Origin of the sequence: Cytobacillus massiliigabonensis (assembly GCF_900199725.1) — a bacterium.
GTDB classification, from domain to species: Bacteria; Bacillota; Bacilli; order Bacillales; family Cytobacillaceae; genus Cytobacillus; species Cytobacillus massiliigabonensis.
On sequence record NZ_LT904904.1, the window covers coordinates 1929688 to 1948511 of the forward strand.

15 protein-coding genes are annotated in these 18824 nt (G+C 38.4%); 14 read left to right on the forward strand and 1 reads right to left on the reverse strand.

All coding sequences use genetic code 11. The annotated features are described in order from the left end of the window. The first annotated feature begins 192 nt into the window (after positions 1–192). From rsgA to C1726_RS20705, 8 genes are all read left to right on the forward strand, one after another. Positions 193–1257, forward strand: a complete 1065-nt coding sequence (gene rsgA, locus C1726_RS20670; RefSeq protein WP_407642048.1) for a ribosome small subunit-dependent GTPase A — start codon at positions 193–195, stop codon at positions 1255–1257. Positions 1258–1433: 176 nt separating this feature from the next. Then, positions 1434–1604: a YjcZ family sporulation protein gene (locus C1726_RS20675; RefSeq protein WP_102274875.1), complete on the forward strand. Its 171-nt coding sequence runs from the start codon at positions 1434–1436 to the stop codon at positions 1602–1604. Positions 1605–1772: 168 nt separating this feature from the next. Beyond that, on the forward strand, positions 1773–3125 hold the full coding sequence (locus tag C1726_RS20680) for an aspartate aminotransferase family protein (protein WP_102274876.1): 1353 nt from the start codon (positions 1773–1775) through the stop codon (positions 3123–3125). Continuing rightward, a complete protein-coding gene (locus C1726_RS20685) occupies positions 3125–3817 on the forward strand; it encodes a CoA transferase subunit A (protein ID WP_102274877.1) in 693 nt (230 codons plus the stop codon). Before C1726_RS20680 ends, C1726_RS20685 begins: the two co-directional genes overlap by 1 nt. Continuing rightward, on the forward strand, positions 3802–4440 hold the full coding sequence (locus C1726_RS20690) for a 3-oxoacid CoA-transferase subunit B (RefSeq protein WP_102274878.1): 639 nt from the start codon (positions 3802–3804) through the stop codon (positions 4438–4440). The genes C1726_RS20685 and C1726_RS20690 overlap by 16 nt, the downstream gene beginning before the upstream one ends. 38 nt (positions 4441–4478) lie before the next feature. Next, positions 4479–5744, forward strand: a complete 1266-nt coding sequence (locus C1726_RS20695) for a peptidase (RefSeq protein WP_102274879.1) — start codon at positions 4479–4481, stop codon at positions 5742–5744. Between the two features lie 99 nt (positions 5745–5843). Continuing rightward, the gene (gene ablB / locus C1726_RS20700) at positions 5844–6689 is read left to right on the forward strand and encodes a putative beta-lysine N-acetyltransferase (protein ID WP_102274880.1); all 846 of its coding nucleotides are present in this window, start codon (positions 5844–5846) and stop codon (positions 6687–6689) included. Positions 6690–6710: 21 nt separating this feature from the next. Next, positions 6711–8102, forward strand: coding sequence for a sigma-54 interaction domain-containing protein (locus C1726_RS20705; RefSeq protein ID WP_322091009.1), 1392 nt, complete (start codon positions 6711–6713; stop codon positions 8100–8102). A gap of 59 nt (positions 8103–8161) precedes the next feature. Here C1726_RS20705 and C1726_RS20710 read toward each other — a convergent pair whose 3' ends face one another. Next, the gene (locus C1726_RS20710) at positions 8162–8869 is read right to left on the reverse strand and encodes a Crp/Fnr family transcriptional regulator (RefSeq protein ID WP_142385103.1); all 708 of its coding nucleotides are present in this window, start codon (positions 8867–8869) and stop codon (positions 8162–8164) included. Positions 8870–9059: 190 nt separating this feature from the next. Between C1726_RS20710 and C1726_RS20715 the strand changes: the two genes are divergently transcribed. The 6 genes from C1726_RS20715 to C1726_RS20740 are packed head-to-tail and all read left to right on the forward strand — an operon-like array spanning position 9060 to position 18559. Further along, positions 9060–10094 carry a FecCD family ABC transporter permease gene (locus C1726_RS20715; protein ID WP_102274883.1) on the forward strand — a complete coding sequence of 345 codons (1035 nt, stop codon included), beginning with the start codon at positions 9060–9062 and terminating at the stop codon, positions 10092–10094. Between the two features lie 40 nt (positions 10095–10134). Further along, positions 10135–11154 carry an ABC transporter substrate-binding protein gene (locus C1726_RS20720; RefSeq protein ID WP_102274884.1) on the forward strand — a complete coding sequence of 340 codons (1020 nt, stop codon included), beginning with the start codon at positions 10135–10137 and terminating at the stop codon, positions 11152–11154. A 12-nt stretch (positions 11155–11166) separates the two neighbouring features. Further along, positions 11167–11955 (forward strand): ABC transporter ATP-binding protein, encoded by a 789-nt coding sequence (locus tag C1726_RS20725; RefSeq protein WP_102274885.1) that lies wholly within the window; start codon positions 11167–11169, stop codon positions 11953–11955. Between the two features lie 19 nt (positions 11956–11974). After that, positions 11975–12931 carry an ATP-binding protein gene (locus C1726_RS20730; protein WP_102274886.1) on the forward strand — a complete coding sequence of 319 codons (957 nt, stop codon included), beginning with the start codon at positions 11975–11977 and terminating at the stop codon, positions 12929–12931. Between the two features lie 11 nt (positions 12932–12942). Continuing rightward, entirely contained in the window at positions 12943–14790 is a 1848-nt protein-coding gene (locus C1726_RS20735; RefSeq protein ID WP_102274887.1) for an AAA family ATPase, read from the forward strand. A gap of 16 nt (positions 14791–14806) precedes the next feature. Continuing rightward, positions 14807–18559 carry a cobaltochelatase subunit CobN gene (locus C1726_RS20740; protein ID WP_102274888.1) on the forward strand — a complete coding sequence of 1251 codons (3753 nt, stop codon included), beginning with the start codon at positions 14807–14809 and terminating at the stop codon, positions 18557–18559. The last annotated feature ends 265 nt before the right edge of the window (positions 18560–18824 follow it).

Consider the following 18824-nt stretch of genomic DNA (forward strand, 5'->3'; position numbering starts at 1 on the left):
AGGCGGGTGAAGTGTAATGGAAAAATTATTAATTGTTCGTACGTTAATTGTAATTGATTCTTGCACAGCCCAATTCCATTCTGTTTGATATTTGTAGAATTACGTTTGTCTTTCTATGCTTATTAAACCATGGGCTGTGTTGCCTATGGTTTTTTTGTTGTACTTAATTTAAATAGCATGGAGGAACAAACATTGAAATTACAAACAATTGGTTTTAACGATTATTTTGAAAAAGAGTTTCAGCAATATAAAGATGCCGGCTATGCTGTTGGGCGGGTTGCTCTTGAACATAAAAGAATGTATCGGGTTTGGACGGAAGAGGAAGAGCTTTTGTGTGAAGTATCAGGTAAATTTTCTTTTTTAGCAGCTTCAAGGGATGATTATCCTGCTGTTGGAGACTGGGTTGTTTTGACAACGAGGGCAGGGGAAAAGCGCGGAACGATTCATGCGGTTCTGCCAAGAAAAAGCAAGTTCTCAAGAAAAGCAGCGGGAATAAATACAGAAGAACAAATCGTTGCAGCGAATGTAGATACGATCTTTTTAGTGAATTCGCTAAATGATGACTTAAACCTTAGACGGATAGAAAGGTATTTGCTTCTTTCCTGGGAGAGCGGTGCAAATCCTGTTATTGTCTTAACGAAAGCTGATTTATGTAATAATATAGAAGAAAAGCTTGCAGAAGTTGATGCAATAGCAATGGGGGTTCCGGTTGTATCGGTCAGTGTGGTTGAAGAGACTGGTCTTGACGATATACAGCCGTATTTATTACCGGGTAAGACAGTTGCACTCCTAGGATCTTCTGGTGTAGGAAAGTCCACTTTAACAAACTGCCTTTTAGGTGATGAAAAACAAAAAGTGCAAACGATTCGTGAAGGGGACGACAAGGGCAGACACACTACCACCCATCGGGAATTGATTTTGCTGCCTCAGGGAACAGTATTGATTGACACTCCTGGGATGAGGGAACTGCAGCTATGGGACAGTGAAAATGGTCTTGCTGAAAGCTTCACTGATATTGAGACTATGGCAGACGAATGCAAATTTCGTGATTGCACACATGAGAATGAACCAGGGTGTGCGGTTATTCATGCAATTGAAAATGGCTCATTAGATCAAAATCGCTTAACTAGTTACAAAAAGCTTCAAAAAGAACTTGCTTATCTTGAAAGAAAGCAAGATAAGCGGGCTCAGTCTGAAGAAAAAAAACGGTGGAAAAGTATCAGTAGCGGTTTGAAGCAGAAATATAAAAAAGTATAAGTTTTAAACACACTGCCTCTTCTTGATGAAGAGGTTATTTTTGTACATAGAAAAGTCCGTCTGATAATTGGAATTTGAACTTTTCTTTATAAATGGGCTAATACCCGTACAGGTCAAGCACCTACAACATAATTTAATATGGAAAATGCCCTATAATTTATGAGGAGTGAATGAAGATGCAATATGGATATGGTGGTTGCGGTATTGATCCATGTTTTTCAGGTTACGGATATCCCGTAGGCGGTGCTTATGGAGGAAATTGTGGATTCTCTGGCGGTTTTGCCTTGATTGTTGTGTTGTTTATTCTGCTAATCATCATCGGTGCAAGCTGTTACGGTGCTTGGTAAATAAAAAACTTGGATGCTGTCTCCTTTCAGGAGGCAGTTTTTTATTTTTTTAATAAGTAGAATACTGGAATTTCAAATTCTCCATGAAAGAATCAGACAATCCTTTCATATACTTTATTAGCTGAAAATTATTGCACTGGACTTGCTTAAACTGGATGGAGGGAGTTTATGACGCAAACAAATTTAATTAAGCCAATGCTCGAAACGATTTATCCCGTCATTGATTATGGAAAAGGAGTCTACTTGTACGACAAAACTGGAAAGGAATACTTGGATGCATCATCGGGAGCGATTACTGCGAATATTGGTCATGGTGTAGAAGAAATTATTGAGGCGATGCATGAACAAGCGAAGCGGGTTTCCTTTGTCTATCGATCACAGTTTACAAGTGAAGCTGCAGAGAATCTTGCAAAAAAGATTGCTGAGTTGTCAATTGGTGATTTAAATTGGAGTTTTTTTGTGAATAGCGGTTCAGAAGCTACAGAAACAGCAATGAAAATCGCTATCCAATATTGGCAGGAAAAGGGAGTTTACACAAAAAATAAAGTTCTATCGCGCTGGATGAGTTATCACGGCATCACGCTTGGAGCTCTCTCTATGTCTGGGCATACCGGCAGAAGAGCAAGATTCATCCCGCTTCTTGAAGACTTCCCAGTTATTCACCCGCCATATTGCTACAGATGCCCTTACAATCGTGAGGCACCAGAATGCGGGTATGTTTGTGCTCAGGAGCTTGATACCGTCATCAAACGAATAGGTGCAGAACAAATTGCAGCATTTATTGCTGAACCGATTATTGGTGCTTCTGGCGGGGCGATCACTCCTCCGAAAGATTACTATAAGGTGATCAAAGAGATTTGTGAAAAAAACAACATTCTTTTCATCGCTGATGAGGTAATGACAGGGTTCGGCCGGACTGGACCGATGCTTGCCTGTGAGCATTGGGACATTGAGCCTGATATTGTCGCACTTGGAAAAGGAATGGGTGCTGGGTATGCCCCGATTGCAGCTGCATTGGTAAGCGAACGAATTATGGAACCTATTTTACAAGGATCAAAGGTTGTCATGAGCGGGCATACATTGAGTGCAAATCCGCAATCGTGTGCTGTATCGCTTGCAGTCTTGGAATATTTGGATAAAAACGAAATTATGAAAGAGATTGACGAGAAAAGCAAGTATATCTTTGAAAAACTAGCTGAGCTTCAGAAGAAGTATCCGTTCATCGGAGATATTCGTGGAAAAGGACTGATGATTGGTCTGGAATTTGTGGAAAATCAAGCGAATAAAACTCCATTTCCACGCTCATTTCTATTCACACAAAAGTTCATTGGGCAAGCGGAAAAATGCGGGATAATCCTTTATCCGGCAGGTGCAGGGATAGATGGAGTGAACGGAGATGCTATCTTAATTGCTCCTCCTCTAACGATAACGATTCCAGAAATAGATGAATTAGTGATGCGGCTACATGAAACACTTCAATTATTCACAGCAAACTATTTAATAAAAGAGGATGATGCATAATGGAAAACTCCTTTAATAAAATCATCACGATGGAACAAGCAATGGAGAACTTTCAAGATGGAATGACGATTATTTTTGGCGGCTTTGGGGGCATTGGATCGCCACCAACGATCATTGATGGCATCCTTGAAAAAGGAGTAAAAAAATTAACACTAATAGGAAATGATACCGGATTTCCACATATCGGCATTGGCAAGATAGTAAGTGAAGGCAGAGCTATTAAAATTATCGCTTCTCATATAGGCTCAAACCCTGTTGCAGGGCAATTAATGACTGAAGGCAAACTGGAAGTTGAATTTTCACCCCAAGGAATTTTAGCAGAAAGAATTCGTGCTGGGGGAGTAGGATTGGGAGCGATTTTATCAGATATCGGCATGGATAATGATATGGTTGCGGGCGGAAAACAAAAACTGCTAGTGGAAGGAAAGGAATACTTAGTTGAAACCGCTTTGACGGGTGATGTTTCTATTATTTTTGCAAAAAAAGCAGATCCATATGGGAACTTAATTTATGACAAAAGTGCACGAAATACCAATCCTTTAGTTGCCATGGCTGGGAATATCACCATTGCCGAAGTGGAAGAAATTGTTCCGCTAGGGAGCTTAGAACCTGATGAAATTACAACCCCAGGTGTGTTTGTAGATTATATCGTTTCTTCAAAAGGGGTGAATTGGACATGGGCTTGGGAATAGATGTCCGGAATCAAATAGCAAGAAGAGCTGCCGAGGAAATAAAGAATGGGATGGTTGTAAATCTAGGGATTGGTATTCCTTCACTAGTACCTAACCATTTACCAGATTATATTAATGTCATGTTTCATGCGGAAAATGGGATTACAGGGATGGGTCCAAGTCCGAAAAAGGGGGATGAGGATGAAAATCTATGTAATGCTGGCGGTTTTCCTGTAACAGTTGTACCAGGAGCTTCTTATTGCGATAGTGCGATTTCTTTTGGAATGATCCGCAGAGGGAGAGTAGATATGACGATTCTTGGGTCATTGGAAGTTAGCGAAAAAGGAGATCTTGCCAATTGGATCGTTCCCGGAAAAAAAGTGCCGGGAATGGGTGGAGCCATGGAGCTTGCTCAAAAAGCAAAAAAAGTCATTGTATTGATGAATCATGTTGATAAGCATGGGAAACCCAAAATTGTGAAAGAATGTTCTCTCCCTTTAACATCAGCAAGATGTGTCGATTTAATTATTACAGAAATGGGTGTATTCGAAATTACAACTGATGGCTTACACTTAAAAGAAATATTTTCACCGTATTCATTTGAAGACATTAGGACAAAAACGGGCTGTAATATTCACTGGTAGAGTACATTTCTACCACGGATGAAAAAAGGAGTGTTGTCATGCAGGAAGAAAAAAGTTTAAGAGAATGGCTGCGTGGAAATCGCCAAAAAGGAGTACGCTTTCTGCAGCGCCTCGTGCAGGAAGGGAGCATAAGAGGGAATGAGAGCAAAGCACAGGCAATTATTATAGAAAAATGCCGAAAGCTCGGACTTTCATTAGATATTTGGGAAATTGGCGAGGATGTTCTGTTTAAGCATCCTGTTTTTTGTTCGGACCGAAAAGACTTTACAGGAAATCCAAATGTTGTTGGTGTATTAAAAGGAACTGGCGGCGGGCGTTCCATCATATTAAATGGCCATATTGACGTTGTGCCTGAAGGGGACCGGAAGGATTGGCAGCATGATCCCTTCAGCGGCTTGCTGGAGGATGGGAAGTTATATGGCCGTGGTTCAACTGATATGAAGGGTGGAACCGTTTCTTTAATTCTAGCAATGGAAGCGATTATTCAATCTGATATACAATTAAAAGGTGATATTATTTTTCAAAGTGTAATAGAAGAAGAAAGCGGAGGTGCAGGAACCTTAGCAGCTGTATTAAGAGGCTATACAGCAGATGGTGCGATTATACCGGAGCCGACTAATATGAAGCTCTTCCCAAAGCAGCAAGGCTCCATGTGGTTTCGAATCACAGTAAAAGGACGCTCGGCACATGGCGGGACGCGATATGAAGGAATTAATGCCATTGAAAAAGCGATGCTTGTTATAACAAAGCTGCAAGAGCTGGAAAGGAAGCGTAATGAAAAAATTACAGAACCTCTGTATCTAAACACGCCAATTCCTGTTCCAATCAACATAGGAAAAATGTATAGTGGGGAATGGCCTTCATCCGTTCCTGATCTAGCAGTTATTGAAGGAAGGATTGGGGTCGCGCCGAATGAGCAGATGGAAGATGTTGAAAAGGAATTAGAAAACTGTCTGCAAGAACTAGCACATACAGATGAATGGCTTAGTAAAAATCTACCGACTGTCGAATGGTATGGCGGCAGATGGCAGCCTGGGAATCTAGATGCTAATCATCCATTACTTGATACGATAACGAATAGCTTTGAAAAAGTTAAAGATTCAAGACCAATCATTGAAGCATCACCATGGGGAACAGATGGAGGAATACTATCACGGGTTGGCGACACCCCAGTAGTCGTATTCGGACCAGGTGTGACAGAGGTCGCACATGATGCAAATGAATATATTTTAATTGATGATGTGTTTGAAGCAGCAGAAATCATTGCCTTAGCCATTCTAGATTGGTGTGAAATAGATTCCTAGTTTATAGTAGTATTAAAGCTAGCAAGTATGATAACAATAGAATTACTAATGCCCGGCCAAATTCAGCCGGGTATTGTTAGAAAAAAGGAGTGAGAATGAATGGTTGCTGATAACGGTCTAATAACGACTGAAAACTGCACATCAGAAATATATATTGATGTTTTTAATAAACGGCTCCGTGTGGATGATATGAGAGGAAACATTGTTGAAGCTATCGAAAAAGCCGAAGAATTAGTACAGGCTTATCAAGCTGAAAAACTAATTGTTAAAGGAAGACTTGAGCAATATGAAATATTAGTTGAGCATGGGTTTCAATGTGAGGCAGTGATAGACAGCTATTTTCTTGGCTCCAATTTATTTTTCTTTTGTAAATATTTTACGAATGAAAGAAGGACAAGCAATCAATGGATCCAAGAGGATCAAATTGTCAAACAGGTTCTTGCAACTAAAGGACAGAAACAAATAATGCCTCCAACCGATTGCCAATTGAAAAAATGCAGTTATAAAGATGCCGATGCGCTTGCATCCCTTTATAGAAAAGTGTTTCAAATCTATCCGACTCCCCTCAATGATCCGCAATATATTAGAAAAACTCTTGATGAAGGAACGATCTATTTTGGCTTCTTTTCAAATGGAGAAATCATAAGTGCCGCTTCCGCTGAAGTAAACTCCATATACAAAAATGCTGAATTAACCGATTGTGCGACATTACCGGAGCACAGAAAGCATGGATTAATGAAATTTTTATTAGAAAAGCTAGAGGAAGAACTGAAGTCGTCTGGCATCTACTGTGTGTATTCTATCGCAAGGTCTCTATCTTTCGGGATGAATGCGGCATTACATCAGTTAGGTTATACCTATAGGGGCCGTTTAATGAACAATTGCTACATTTTTGACAAGCTAGAAGATATGAATGTATGGGTGAAAAACCTTTCGAAAGGATAGGGGGAGATTGGAATCACTGAAATGAAAGTGAATTCAAGTGAAGTGCTATCAGCGATATTAAATGCAATTGATGAAGGAATTCATGTTGTAGATTTGCATGGGAAAACCATTTACTATAATGAGATTGCAGCAAAACATGATGGAATGACAGTGAAAGAAGTATTGGGAAGACCCTTGTTATCCGTATTTCCATCCTTATCAGAACAATCAAGCACCTTATTAAAGGTAATGAGGACAAGTAAACCGATATATAATCAAACCCAAGTCTATGTTAATGTTCATGGGGAACAAATTGAGACAATAAATACAACTTTGCCTATTCGGGTTGAAGGAGAAATTGCGGGGGCGGTTGAAATTGCAAAAGACTACTCGCGAATAAAAAATCTTTCTGAGAGCTTACTAGATTTACAGAAAAAAATGAATGGGCCAACAAAGAAGAGAAGGAAAAATCCGAGCGGTACTCAGTATACACTTGATAGTTTGCTAACAGTAAATCCTGAACTTATAGAAGTAAAAAAGGATGCAAAGAAGCTTGCAAAGTCAGATTCGCCGATAATGGTTTTTGGAGAAAGCGGCTGTGGAAAGGAACTTTTAGTTCAAGGAATTCATCATGCGTCTTTACGGCAGAATGGTCCATTTATTGCACAAAATTGTGCAGCCATTCCCGAATCTTTATTAGAAAGTATATTATTTGGGACATCAAAAGGAAGTTATACAGGGGCTGTTGAACGTCCTGGCCTATTTGAACTTGCCGATGGAGGGACGCTTTTTCTAGATGAAATTCATATGATGCCAATTGAATTGCAGGCCAAGCTGCTTAGGGTGCTAGAAGATGGGCATGTAAGAAGGATCGGCAGCACAGAAAGCAGCTTTGTAAATGTCCGTATCATTGCAGCAATGAACATACATCCGAAAAAGGCACTCGAAACACAGCAAATTCGGGCAGATCTTTTTTATCGTCTGAATGTCCTCACTTTCAAACTTCCTCCTTTACGAGAAAGAAAGGAGGATCTAAGTTATTTAACTAAACATTTTGTGCAATTATTTAACGAAATATTTAAAAAAGGAATAAAAGGTGCAAGTGACGAACTAATGTCCCTTTTTCATACTTACAGCTGGCCTGGGAATGTGAGAGAGCTCAAACATACGATTGAATATATGATGAATGTATGTGAGCAAGAGCTTCTTACTGAAGATGATCTTCCAGTTATGCTGAAGCACCATTTTCAGTCAACAACTGAGAAAACAAATCATAAGTGTTTATCTTTAAGATCAAGTTTGCTGCAGCTAGAATTGGATCTTATTTCAAGTGCCTTGAAGCAAACTGACGGAAATATTAAACAAGCAGCAAAAATTCTTGAAATCCCTAGGCAGACATTACAATATAAAATTCAGAAACTGCAAATAGAATAAAGGAAAGAGGGTGAGCCTTTTCAGCAATTTTAAGAGAAGGATTCATCCTTTTTTTGTCCTTATCTCACATTAAAATCAATTATCTTACTTAACTTCTTTTTATGAATTAAAATATTTCCCTCATCCGAAAATTTAACGATTCCTTGTTTTCTTAAATCATTCAAATACCGATTAATCGTTTCCCTTGTTGAACCAATTAAGCTGGCTAGTTCACGATTGGAAAAATGATTTCGAATAATAATCCACTCATTATTAAGTTCTTGCCCGTATTGGTCACGAAGTCTAATTAATAATAATATAACTTGTTCACATAGCGGATAGAGCATTTTTTCTTCTAATCGCGATTGTAAATCAATCATTTTATCCTCCATTATATTTATTAATTTTTCGCAAACAACAGGATGATTATGAATGAATCGTTTGAAGGGCTGTAAAGAAACAGCTAAAACAGTTGTTGTTTTCATTGCTTCTGCATAAGCTGGGTAAGTTTGCGGCCGGAAAAATCCAATATGCGGAAACATCTCCCCTTCGCAAGCAATATTCACAATTTGTTCATTTCCTCTATGGTCCATTCGATAAAGCTTGACCTGTCCCTCCAGTAAAAAATAAAGATGTTCTATTTGTTCAAACTGTGCAAATAGGTGTGTCTTTCTAGCAAACGTTTTACTTTGAGTATCAAGTAAGATTTCCTCTAGTTGATGGCTATGTACTTCTTCGAAAATCTGAAATGTCTTTAATTGATTCAAAACCTCTGTTGCGGCTGCCAACAAAATCACTCCTGTTTGAATTAATGAAATATTGAAAATATGTGATTGTAATCACATGTAATGAGAAAGATTATCATCTACAATTATACACATATTAGCTAATATTGATAATCATTTTCAATTAAAAAGGTGATGATAGGAATAAATAGTCAAAAAATAATAGACTTTATAAAATTGAAGGGATCAAGCTATGAATCAATTAAATGAACAAGTACAAATAAACAGACAACATATTCTGCAAAAAAAAAGAATGCTGCTTTACTTGATTTGTTTTTTCCTAGTCATTGCTTCAATATTGTACGGACTTGCAACTGGATCTGTTCAGCTTTCGATTAATGAGATATGGGCTGGATTAACAGTGAAAGATCAATCGTTAGAACACCAAATTGTATGGAATTTACGTCTGCCCAGAATATTAACGGGGATGTTAGTAGGGATGTGCCTGGCTGTTGCTGGAGGTTTGCTGCAAGGAATTATGCGGAATCCACTTGCAGATCCAGGAATTATCGGAATTTCCTCTGGTGCAGGACTTGTAGCGATTATTACCATGCTTATTTTCCCGCAGTATACAAGTTTACTGCCTTTCGGGGCATTTCTTGGGGCTTTCATTGCAGCGGCATTTGTGTATTTGCTTGCTTGGGATGGGGGAGTTTCACCATTAAAGCTTATATTAGCGGGGGTTGCAATCAATACATTATTGGGAGCGATTACATCTGCAATTATGATTATCTACAGTGATAAGGTTCAAGCTGTTCTGCCATGGCTAATGGGCGGATTAAGCGAAAGAAGCTGGCCGCATTTTTGGATGATATTCCCTTATGCTTCAATCGGATTAATTCTCACCTTATTTGCATCGAGAACAGCAAATATTTTAAGGCTTGGTGACGATACGGCGAAATTATTGGGCCATCATGTTGAAAAAAGCAGGTTTTTATTAATATTATTGAGTACTTTTCTTGCAGGTGCAGCAGTTAGTGTTGCTGGCCTACTAGGCTTTGTAGGACTTGTTGTTCCGCATATCATCCGTATTCTTATTGGCGATGATTATCGGTACCTATTGCCAATATCCGCGTTATTTGGAGGAATGCTTGTTGTTTTTGCAGATACGGCTGCTCGAAGCTGGTTTGATCCGATTGAACTGCCTGTAGGGATTTTATTAGCAAGTGTGGGAGGACCATTCTTCTTATTTTTATTAAAAAAAGGCAGCATTATTGGAAAAAGATAAAAGAGACTAGACTATAGAGAAAAGATGAGGGATACCGAAGATGAAAAAAAGAAAAAGCTTAATTTTATTCGCAATACTTTTAATTTTATTACTTACCGTTTCTGGCTGCGGCAACGATGAAGCTTCGTTATCAAAGGAAAAGACTGATAGGGAACAGGTTTCTGAAGAGAAGAAGGAAGTTTCTGAAGAGGTGAAAACAGAACAATCTACACCTATTACTGTTACAGATCTTGCAAATAATGAAGTGAAGTTTGAAGATGTTCCTAAGCGAATCATTGCCTTTAGTTCGGGGGATATGGAAACGATTTATGCTTTAGGAGGAGAGGTTGTCGGCCGGCCAATAATTGAAGGAGAAATTCAAGTGGAAGAGGCAAAGGATGTGCCGGAAATCGGTTCGACAAACAGCATTAATATTGAAAAGGTCGCTGAGCTAAGCCCTGATTTAGTTATTGCACATAAACAATTAAATGCAAAGGATATCCCTGCACTAAAGCAGCTTGGAATTAACGTGTTGTTAACTGGTGCACAATCAATTGAAGAAATTATTCAATCTATTGAAATGCTGGGAACAGTGATGGACAGAGAGGAAGAAGCTTCGAAATTAATGACTGAAATCAATACGAAAATAACAGAATTTAAGGATGCCAATAAAGAACAGCTTCGCTCAATGATTATCTTTGGCGTTCCAGGCAATTGGATGGTTGCATTGCCTAATTCATTATCAGGCAATTTTCTTGAAGCTATTGGCGGCTATAATATTGCTAGAGACTATCCGAAATTAGAAAAATTCCCTCAATATGCACAGTTAAATATTGAAAGGATTATTGAGGCGGATCCTGAAGCTATTTTCTTAATTTCACCAGGCTCAGCGGAAGCAGCAAAGGTTAGCTTTATAAAGGAAATGGAAAAAAATCCATCATGGAAAAATGTTTATGCCGTTAAGAATGAACATTTTATATTATTGCCAAACAATTTATTCGGATCGAACCCAGGACCCCGCGTCATTGAATCGTTAGATTACTTAAATAAAGAGCTTCAGAAGATTTTACAGGAGAAATAAAGGAGGATTTTGATGTCAATCTCACTAGCAGCTGAGCATGTCAGCTATAAGCAGTCATCAACTTTTTCCATTCATAATTTATCTTTACACGTTCAATCAGAAAAAATTACGAGCATTATCGGTCCTAATGGATCTGGTAAGTCTACATTGCTGCGAATAATGACGAATTTGATTCATCCAAATGAAGGGGTCGTTTCGATTGATGGAACAAAAGTTTCTATCATTCATTCACGTGAGCTTGCGAAAACAATTACGATGCTTACACAAACTCAGAATTATGAGCTTGAATTAACAGTTAGGGATCTTGTCTCACACGGCAGGCTCCCCCATCGTAAATGGTATGAAAATTTATCAGCAAATGATGAGGAAATGATAAACTGGGCCATCACTATTACTAATCTTACCCATTTGCAGCATCAATCGCTTAAAAGACTTTCTGGCGGTGAGCGGCAGCGTGCATGGATTGCAATGGCTGTCGTTCAATCACCAAAGATTCTGCTGCTCGATGAGCCGACAACTTATTTAGATATTGCTCATCAGTTAGAAATAATGGAGCTTGTAAAATATTTAAATAAAGAATTACATATGACCATTATGATGGTGCTTCATGATATTAATCAAGCCTCTAAATATAGTGATCACATCGTTGTCATGAAAAATGGGGAAATCTATACTTCTGGCACACCGTCTGATGTCATTAATCAAAATCTTTTCAGATCCGTTTTTTCAATAGATGCAAAAATAAGTGAAGAAGATGGAGCCCCATTTTTCACACCAATAAGTCTACTAAACAGAAAATAGTGATATAAGGAGAATAATAATGGTTAAACAAAAATTGTATCCTTTAACAGCAATCGTTGGTCAGGACAATATGAAGCTAGCACTAATCTTAAATGTGATTAATCCATCCCTTGGCGGAGTGTTGATTCGCGGAGAAAAAGGAACAGCGAAATCTACCGCCGTAAGAGCTTTAGCAGAAATTATTCCTTCCTGGGCAACGAATGAAGAGAATTCGATCGCCTCTTTAAAAGTCATTGATCTGCCAATTAGTGCAACAGAGGATCGGGTAGTGGGAACAATTGATGTGGAATATGCCATTAAAACCGGTGAAAAGAAATTCGAACCTGGCATTCTAGCAGAGGCACATAATCAGATTTTGTATGTGGATGAAGTAAATCTTTTAGAAGATCACATTGTCGATGTCCTTCTAGATGCAGCCGCAATGGGCGTCAATGTGATTGAGCGTGAAGGCATCTCGCATTCCCACCCAGCCAATTTTATTTTGGTAGGAACAATGAATCCTGAAGAGGGAGACTTAAGACCACAGCTCCTCGATCGATTTGCACTTTCAGTAGAGGTGCATGGGGAGAAAGAACTAAGTAAACGAATGGAAGTTATTCAGCGGAGATTACAATTTGAAGATAATCCAGATGCATTTATTGAAAGGTTCCACGACGATCAGCAGCAGTTAAGAAACGCGATTTTATCGGCGAGAAAACTACTTAAAGATGTGAAAGTCCCTGATCAGCTGATTGAAATAGCCGTGAAGATTGCAATCATGAATGAAGTGGAAGGGCACCGTTGTGATATAACGATGATAAAAACCGCGATTACAATTGCTGCATTTGAAAATCGAACAGAGGTTATTGTTGAGGATATTTCGAGAGCAGCAGCCCTTGTTGTCCCACATCGTTTAAAAAGAAAGCCTTTTGAAAACCGCTCATTTGATAAAGCTATTATTGAATCGATAATAAATAGTTATCAAGTGCTGCAATAGAGGTGTCATATATGAATCATAAATGGATGTATCCTTTTACTGCGATATATGGGCAGGAAAGAGCCAAAAAGGCTATACTCCTTGCTTTAATAAATCCCAAAATTGGCGGTGTTTTAATAGAAGGGGATAAAGGGACAGCCAAGTCTACTTTAGTTAGAGGAATTTTGCCTTTAATTGAAGATCAATCCTCGTTAATAGAGTTTCCATTAAATGCAACGGAAGAGCAAATCCTTGGCGGAATAGATTTTGAACATATGTTAAAAACTGGAAAGAGAAAAGTGCAGCAAGGGTTACTGGCTAGGGCGCATGAGAAAATTTTATATATAGATGAAGTTAACCTATTATCCAATGGTGTTGCAAATATACTGATGAATGTAAAAGAAACAAAAGTAATTAAGCTGGAAAGGGAGGGGATCTCATCAAAATATGATTCGGATTTCTTGTTAATTGGAACGATGAATCCGGAAGAAGGAACGCTTTCATCTAAATTTAGAGATCGGTTTGGTCTGTTTGTACATGTAAAGGGAGAAACAGATATTCAGCTAAGAAAGCAAATTATTGGGTGCAGATTGGCATATGAACGTGATAAAGAAGGCTTTTGCAAACAGCAGCAGCAGCCGCTTTATGAATTGAAAGCCAAAATTCAAGAAGCCAAAAAATTAGTAGGGCAGTTCTTAGTGCTGGAAGAGATAAAGAGATTTGCAGCAGAAATTGCTTTACAAGCATGCTGTGAAGGGCATCGTGCCGATTGGCTACTGATTGAAACTGCAAAGGCAGTTGCTGCCCTCAATCAAGAGGACACATTATCTATCAAACATGTAAGGGAGGCAGCTGAATATGTGCTTCCACACCGTATGCGTGATATGAATAATCAACAGCCAATGGAAACGGATAAACAGGAACCTCCTCAACCTGATCTAGAAAACAATCAGATAGAAATGGAAAAAATGGAGGAACCATTTCATAATAATCAGATGAACAAGGATCCTGAAAATGAGAAAGAAAGCCTAATTAAGGAAAGTGTTGAAGCTCCACAAGGAATAATTGATTTATCTCTAATTGAGCCATTTGTGAAGAAAAATCCAATAAAGAAAGAAGGCAATGGAAAGAGGACGCGTACAAAAGCTACAAAGTTAATGGGCCGCTATATTAAAAGCAAACTCCCTAAAGGAAAGCAACATGATATCGCTTTTGATGCCACACTTAGAGTGGCAGCCAGATATCAGAAAGTGAGAAAATCAAATGGCAATTTTATTGTCATACACTCTTCAGACCTTCGGCAAAAGGTTAGGGAAATGCGGACTGGAAACTTAATTTTATTTTTAGTAGATGCAAGCGGGTCGATGGGAGTTAAAAGACGGATGAGTATTGTTAAGTCCGCGATTTTATCCTTGTTACAGGAGGCCTATCAAAAAAGAGATAAGGTAGGTTTAATTACCTTTTCAAATAATGATAGCAAGATTTTGCTCGAACCGACTAGAAGTATAGAGCTTGCGAATAAAGAGTTAGCTGAAATTCCGACAGGGGGAAATACACCTTTAGCATTAGGGCTAGAAACCGCGTTGAATAAAATAAATTTTATCAGCTATAAGGATCCTGATTATGCACCGTTCCTAGTTTTAATCACTGACGGCCGAGCTAATTCGGCGAAATCTGATGAGAATCAATGGGAGGACGCATTATCAATATGTAGAGAAATACGTTCTCAACAAATTAAAACCATGGTGATTGATACGGAAGCAGGATTTATTCAACTGGGACTTGCGAAAGAATTAGCTATGGAATTAGACGCATCATATTGCAAAATGGGGGATATTCATTCGGAAGGCATTGTAAAGGCAATCACTTCTAGTAGATAAGAGTGGAGGGGAATTTATGCATATTACATTTATCACTTCAGCAACCGGTATATTAGTGGATTCAGTCACTGCCTATAAAAAATTTAATAAATGCTATCCGAGTATGTTAACAATGAGTTTATTCGATGCAAAAAGCTCTGTTGAAGATAAAGAAAAGGGTCATATATTAGTAGAAGCAATAAAGAAATCTGACCTGATTATAGTTGATTTACGGCTCTGTCCAGTAGAGTGGGTCACGAATATTAAAGCATACCTTCAATACGCACGTCCAGATGCCGAAAAGATATACTTCTCCATTCAGGAAGAACAGATGAAAAAACAGTTTAAATTAGGGAATTTACTTGGTGAGGATCTAGTTAGGCTGCTTGTCAGCGATGGGCAGCCGCCTTCATTATTCGTCCTAGATAATAAAGAAAAGATAAATAAGTACGCTTTTCAATTGCCAGAAGAAAAGCAGAATCATTTTCATCACCTTGCAGCAATTGTTGAATACTGGATGTATGCAAATGAGGAGTATATAAATCAGCTGCTTATTTTTCTTGCTAAGGAATATGGGGATGGAAATAAACAGCATTTACCAGAACCGTATAAGCCGCTCATTAAGGATGATCTTTATATTTATGATGACAATCAAAAAAAGGTATATGAATCTTTCAGCGAGTATGAGAGAGAATTTCCTTTTAATCAAGAAAAGCCTGTAATAGGTGTTTTGTTTTTGGGCTATCATTTTCGAGCCAATAATGTGAAATGTGTACAGCAGATAATTGAAAGACTTAAGCCGATGGCTAATATCATCCCGATTTTAGCACCTGGCATAGCAAGTATTGATGTCAATCGTTTTCGTGATTTACTAGGCAATGATAAATTTAAGGTAAACGTACTGGTTAATTTTGTGCCATTCCGCATAGGTGCTGGTCCAATGGGAGGGAATTCGCATGAGGTTGTTCCTTTTTTAGAGGAGCTTGGTGTGCCGATCTTTCACCCATTTTTTATCACTAGACGTACGGTTGAACAATGGAAGGAATCCATTCAAGGCATTGATTCATCTGAGTACTTAACATCTGTTATGCTGCCAGAATTAGATGGCTCGATTGGTACTTTTCCGGTTGGAGGGCTTATGGATGTGAATGACACTCTAGTCTTCGAATTTAATCATCAAGAACTCGTATTGATTGAAGAGCGTGTTCAAAGTCTTCTAAATCGCGTAGAGAAAACTTTAGTGTTACAGAAGAAAGAAAATCGGGACAAAAAGGTTGCTATTATTTGCTATAACTATCCTCCTGGTGAGGACAGTCTATTCTCAGCTTCGTATATTGATACCTTTGCTTCTGTCATAAATGTTTTAAATACATTGCGAAAAGAGGGCTATAAAGTACCTGAAGTAACAAAAGAGCAGCTATTGGATCAGTTTACTGCCGGAAAGCTAGTCAATTCAGGAAAATGGGGAACAGAGACAACGTACAGCGGTTTTTTGCGATATGAGTCTGAAGCATACGAAGGCTATATGGGAGAAAAGCAAATTTATAAGGAACTTACGCAAGATTGGGGACATTCACCTGGGTCAATTATGGTTGATGGTACAGATTTTCTTATCCCTGGAATGATTCTTGGCAATGTATTTATTGGATTGCAGCCAGCTAGAAGTACAGAAGATATGCTAGCTAATTCTTACCATGATAAATCATTACATCCGCACCATCAGTATGCTGCTTTCTATTGCTGGTTAAAGGATGCCTTTCAGGCGGATGCGATGGTCCATGTTGGTACGCACGGAACACTTGAATTCTTAAAGGGAAAAGAGGTTGCTGTGTCCGGTGATTGTACACCAGATGAGCTAATTGGGGATGTCCCTCATGTATATATCTATTATATTGGAAACCCATCAGAGGCAATGATTGCTAAACGGCGTACACATGCTGTCTTAGTAAGTTATCAAACTCCTCCCTATGTGACTAGTGATTTATATGGGGAATATGTAGAGCTTGAAGAGCTTCTAGCTAATTATTCTGAAGCTGAGAAGCTGGACCCAAATCGATGTGCTAACTTATATACAGAAATAAAGAAAAGGGTTCATGCCCTTCATTTCACAGCAACTACTATTCACGAAATTGAAATTGAATTATATCAAATGAAACGATCTCTTATCCCAAAAGGGCTGCATATCTTTGGCAATGGCTATAATGATGAAGAGGCAAGGAATTATATGAAGCAAGTACTGCGGTATGATCGTGGAACGTTAAAATCTATCAAAAGAATCATTTCAGAAGATAATGGAAAGAATTACGATAGGATACTGAAGAATTGTTTGCAAGAAGAAATGGAACGACTAGATGAAGTGGAGAACCTAATTGTTAATCAATTTATTGATACATGCCATTTCGATAATCATTTACTTGTATCAGAGGAATCACGCAAGAACTGCTATGAATCACTGAAATTTGGATTTCATGCGTATATGAACAGTATAAGATCCTATGAGGAACAAGGCTTGCTTCAAGCATTATCAGGGAGATATCTTCCAGTAAAATTAGCCGGGGATATTGTGAAAAATCCAGAAATTCTTCCATCTGGGCTTAATCTCTACCAATTTGATCCACGTCTAATCCCTGAAAAAACAGCTGCTAAAAGAGGAAAAATCATTGCAGAAAATACAATCACTCAATATTATGAGGAATTTGGCAACTATCCAGCTTCAACCGGGATTGTTCTTTGGGGATTTGAAACTTCTCGCACACAAGGTGAAACCATTGGGCAAATTTTGCACTATTTAGGTGTCCGTGTCCAAGTCTCAAAGGGAAGCTTTAAACCAAACTATGAAATTATTCCAATTAAGGAGCTTGGAAGACCGAGAATAGATGTTGTCATTCATATGACTGGCTTTTTTCGAGACATTTTTCCAAATGTAATAGAGGACTTAAGCGGTCTATTTCTAAAGATAGCTAGATTAGATGAATCTGAAAATGATAACTATTTAAAAGCAAATACGAATCGGATATTTGAAAAGTTAAGCAATCAAGGTTATGAAGAAGAGGAAGCATTTCATTTGGCAGCTGCGAGAATATTTGGCCCATCCGAAGGGGCTTATAGCACTAGGGTAACAAGCCTTATTGGGGAGAGAAATTGGCAAGAGGAATCGGATTTAGCTAAAGGATATGTAGAAGACATTCAATATGTATATGGAATTGGCTCTCGCGGCAAACCGTCCTCACAGCTGTTAAAGCTCCATCTGGAAGCAGTAGATTTAGTATCACAAATTAGAAGTAATTTAGAGCTTGAAGTAGTTGATCTAGACCATTACTTTGAATATTTTGGCGGTTTTTCAAAGGCGGTTGAGGTTGAAAGAGGAAGGAAGACACCAGTCTATATTTCTGATACTACAGGAGAATTGATCCAAACTGAAGATGTGAAAAAATCCATTGAACGGGGTGTACGAACAAGAGTACTAAATCCGAAATGGATTGATGGTTTATTAGCCCATGAACAGCATGGTACTCAACAGATCCTCGAAAGGTTTGAAAACCTTATTGGGTTAGCTGCAACAACAAATAAGGTGGATAGCTGGATTTTTAGTGAACTGAATTCTACGTATATAGCCGATGAAAAACGTAGAGAAGAGCTAATAAAGAATAATCGCTTTGCACTCCATAGCATGATGGAACGATTGTTTGAAAGTCATACACGAGGCTATTGGGATGCAAATGAAGAAGAGCTCAAGCAGCTAAAAGAAGCCTATTTACAGCTTGAAGGTTCGATAGAAGAAAAGGTGTAGGGTGTAAATGTGCTAAATTTCTGGCATGATAATGACAATTTTCTGGCAGAGGCATGAATGCTAAAATAAAATAGAATGGAACGAATTTTAAGCAAAGAGTGCCGAGAAATTGGCGCTCTTTGCTTATTTTTCCAAGAGTTTCTTTTGAAAAATCTAAGTGAGAATATATTTATTATAGTCACATAGAGCGGTCGAGGCATATTATATAATGAAAATTCAGAATGTTGGCACGGAAATTGCATAACTGATATAAAGAGAATTTTTA

Coding starts and splice junctions, on each gene's coding strand:
- C1726_RS20675 (WP_102274875.1), top strand. CDS start 1,434: ATGCAATATGGATATGGTGGTTGCGGTATTGATCCATGTTTTTCAGGT.
- C1726_RS20680 (WP_102274876.1), top strand. CDS start 1,773: ATGACGCAAACAAATTTAATTAAGCCAATGCTCGAAACGATTTATCCC.
- C1726_RS20685 (WP_102274877.1), top strand. CDS start 3,125: ATGGAAAACTCCTTTAATAAAATCATCACGATGGAACAAGCAATGGAG.
- C1726_RS20690 (WP_102274878.1), top strand. CDS start 3,802: ATGGGCTTGGGAATAGATGTCCGGAATCAAATAGCAAGAAGAGCTGCC.
- C1726_RS20695 (WP_102274879.1), top strand. CDS start 4,479: ATGCAGGAAGAAAAAAGTTTAAGAGAATGGCTGCGTGGAAATCGCCAA.
- ablB (WP_102274880.1), top strand. CDS start 5,844: ATGGTTGCTGATAACGGTCTAATAACGACTGAAAACTGCACATCAGAA.
- C1726_RS20705 (WP_322091009.1), top strand. CDS start 6,711: ATGAAAGTGAATTCAAGTGAAGTGCTATCAGCGATATTAAATGCAATT.
- C1726_RS20715 (WP_102274883.1), top strand. CDS start 9,060: ATGAATCAATTAAATGAACAAGTACAAATAAACAGACAACATATTCTG.
- C1726_RS20720 (WP_102274884.1), top strand. CDS start 10,135: ATGAAAAAAAGAAAAAGCTTAATTTTATTCGCAATACTTTTAATTTTA.
- C1726_RS20725 (WP_102274885.1), top strand. CDS start 11,167: ATGTCAATCTCACTAGCAGCTGAGCATGTCAGCTATAAGCAGTCATCA.
- C1726_RS20730 (WP_102274886.1), top strand. CDS start 11,975: ATGGTTAAACAAAAATTGTATCCTTTAACAGCAATCGTTGGTCAGGAC.
- C1726_RS20735 (WP_102274887.1), top strand. CDS start 12,943: ATGAATCATAAATGGATGTATCCTTTTACTGCGATATATGGGCAGGAA.
- C1726_RS20740 (WP_102274888.1), top strand. CDS start 14,807: ATGCATATTACATTTATCACTTCAGCAACCGGTATATTAGTGGATTCA.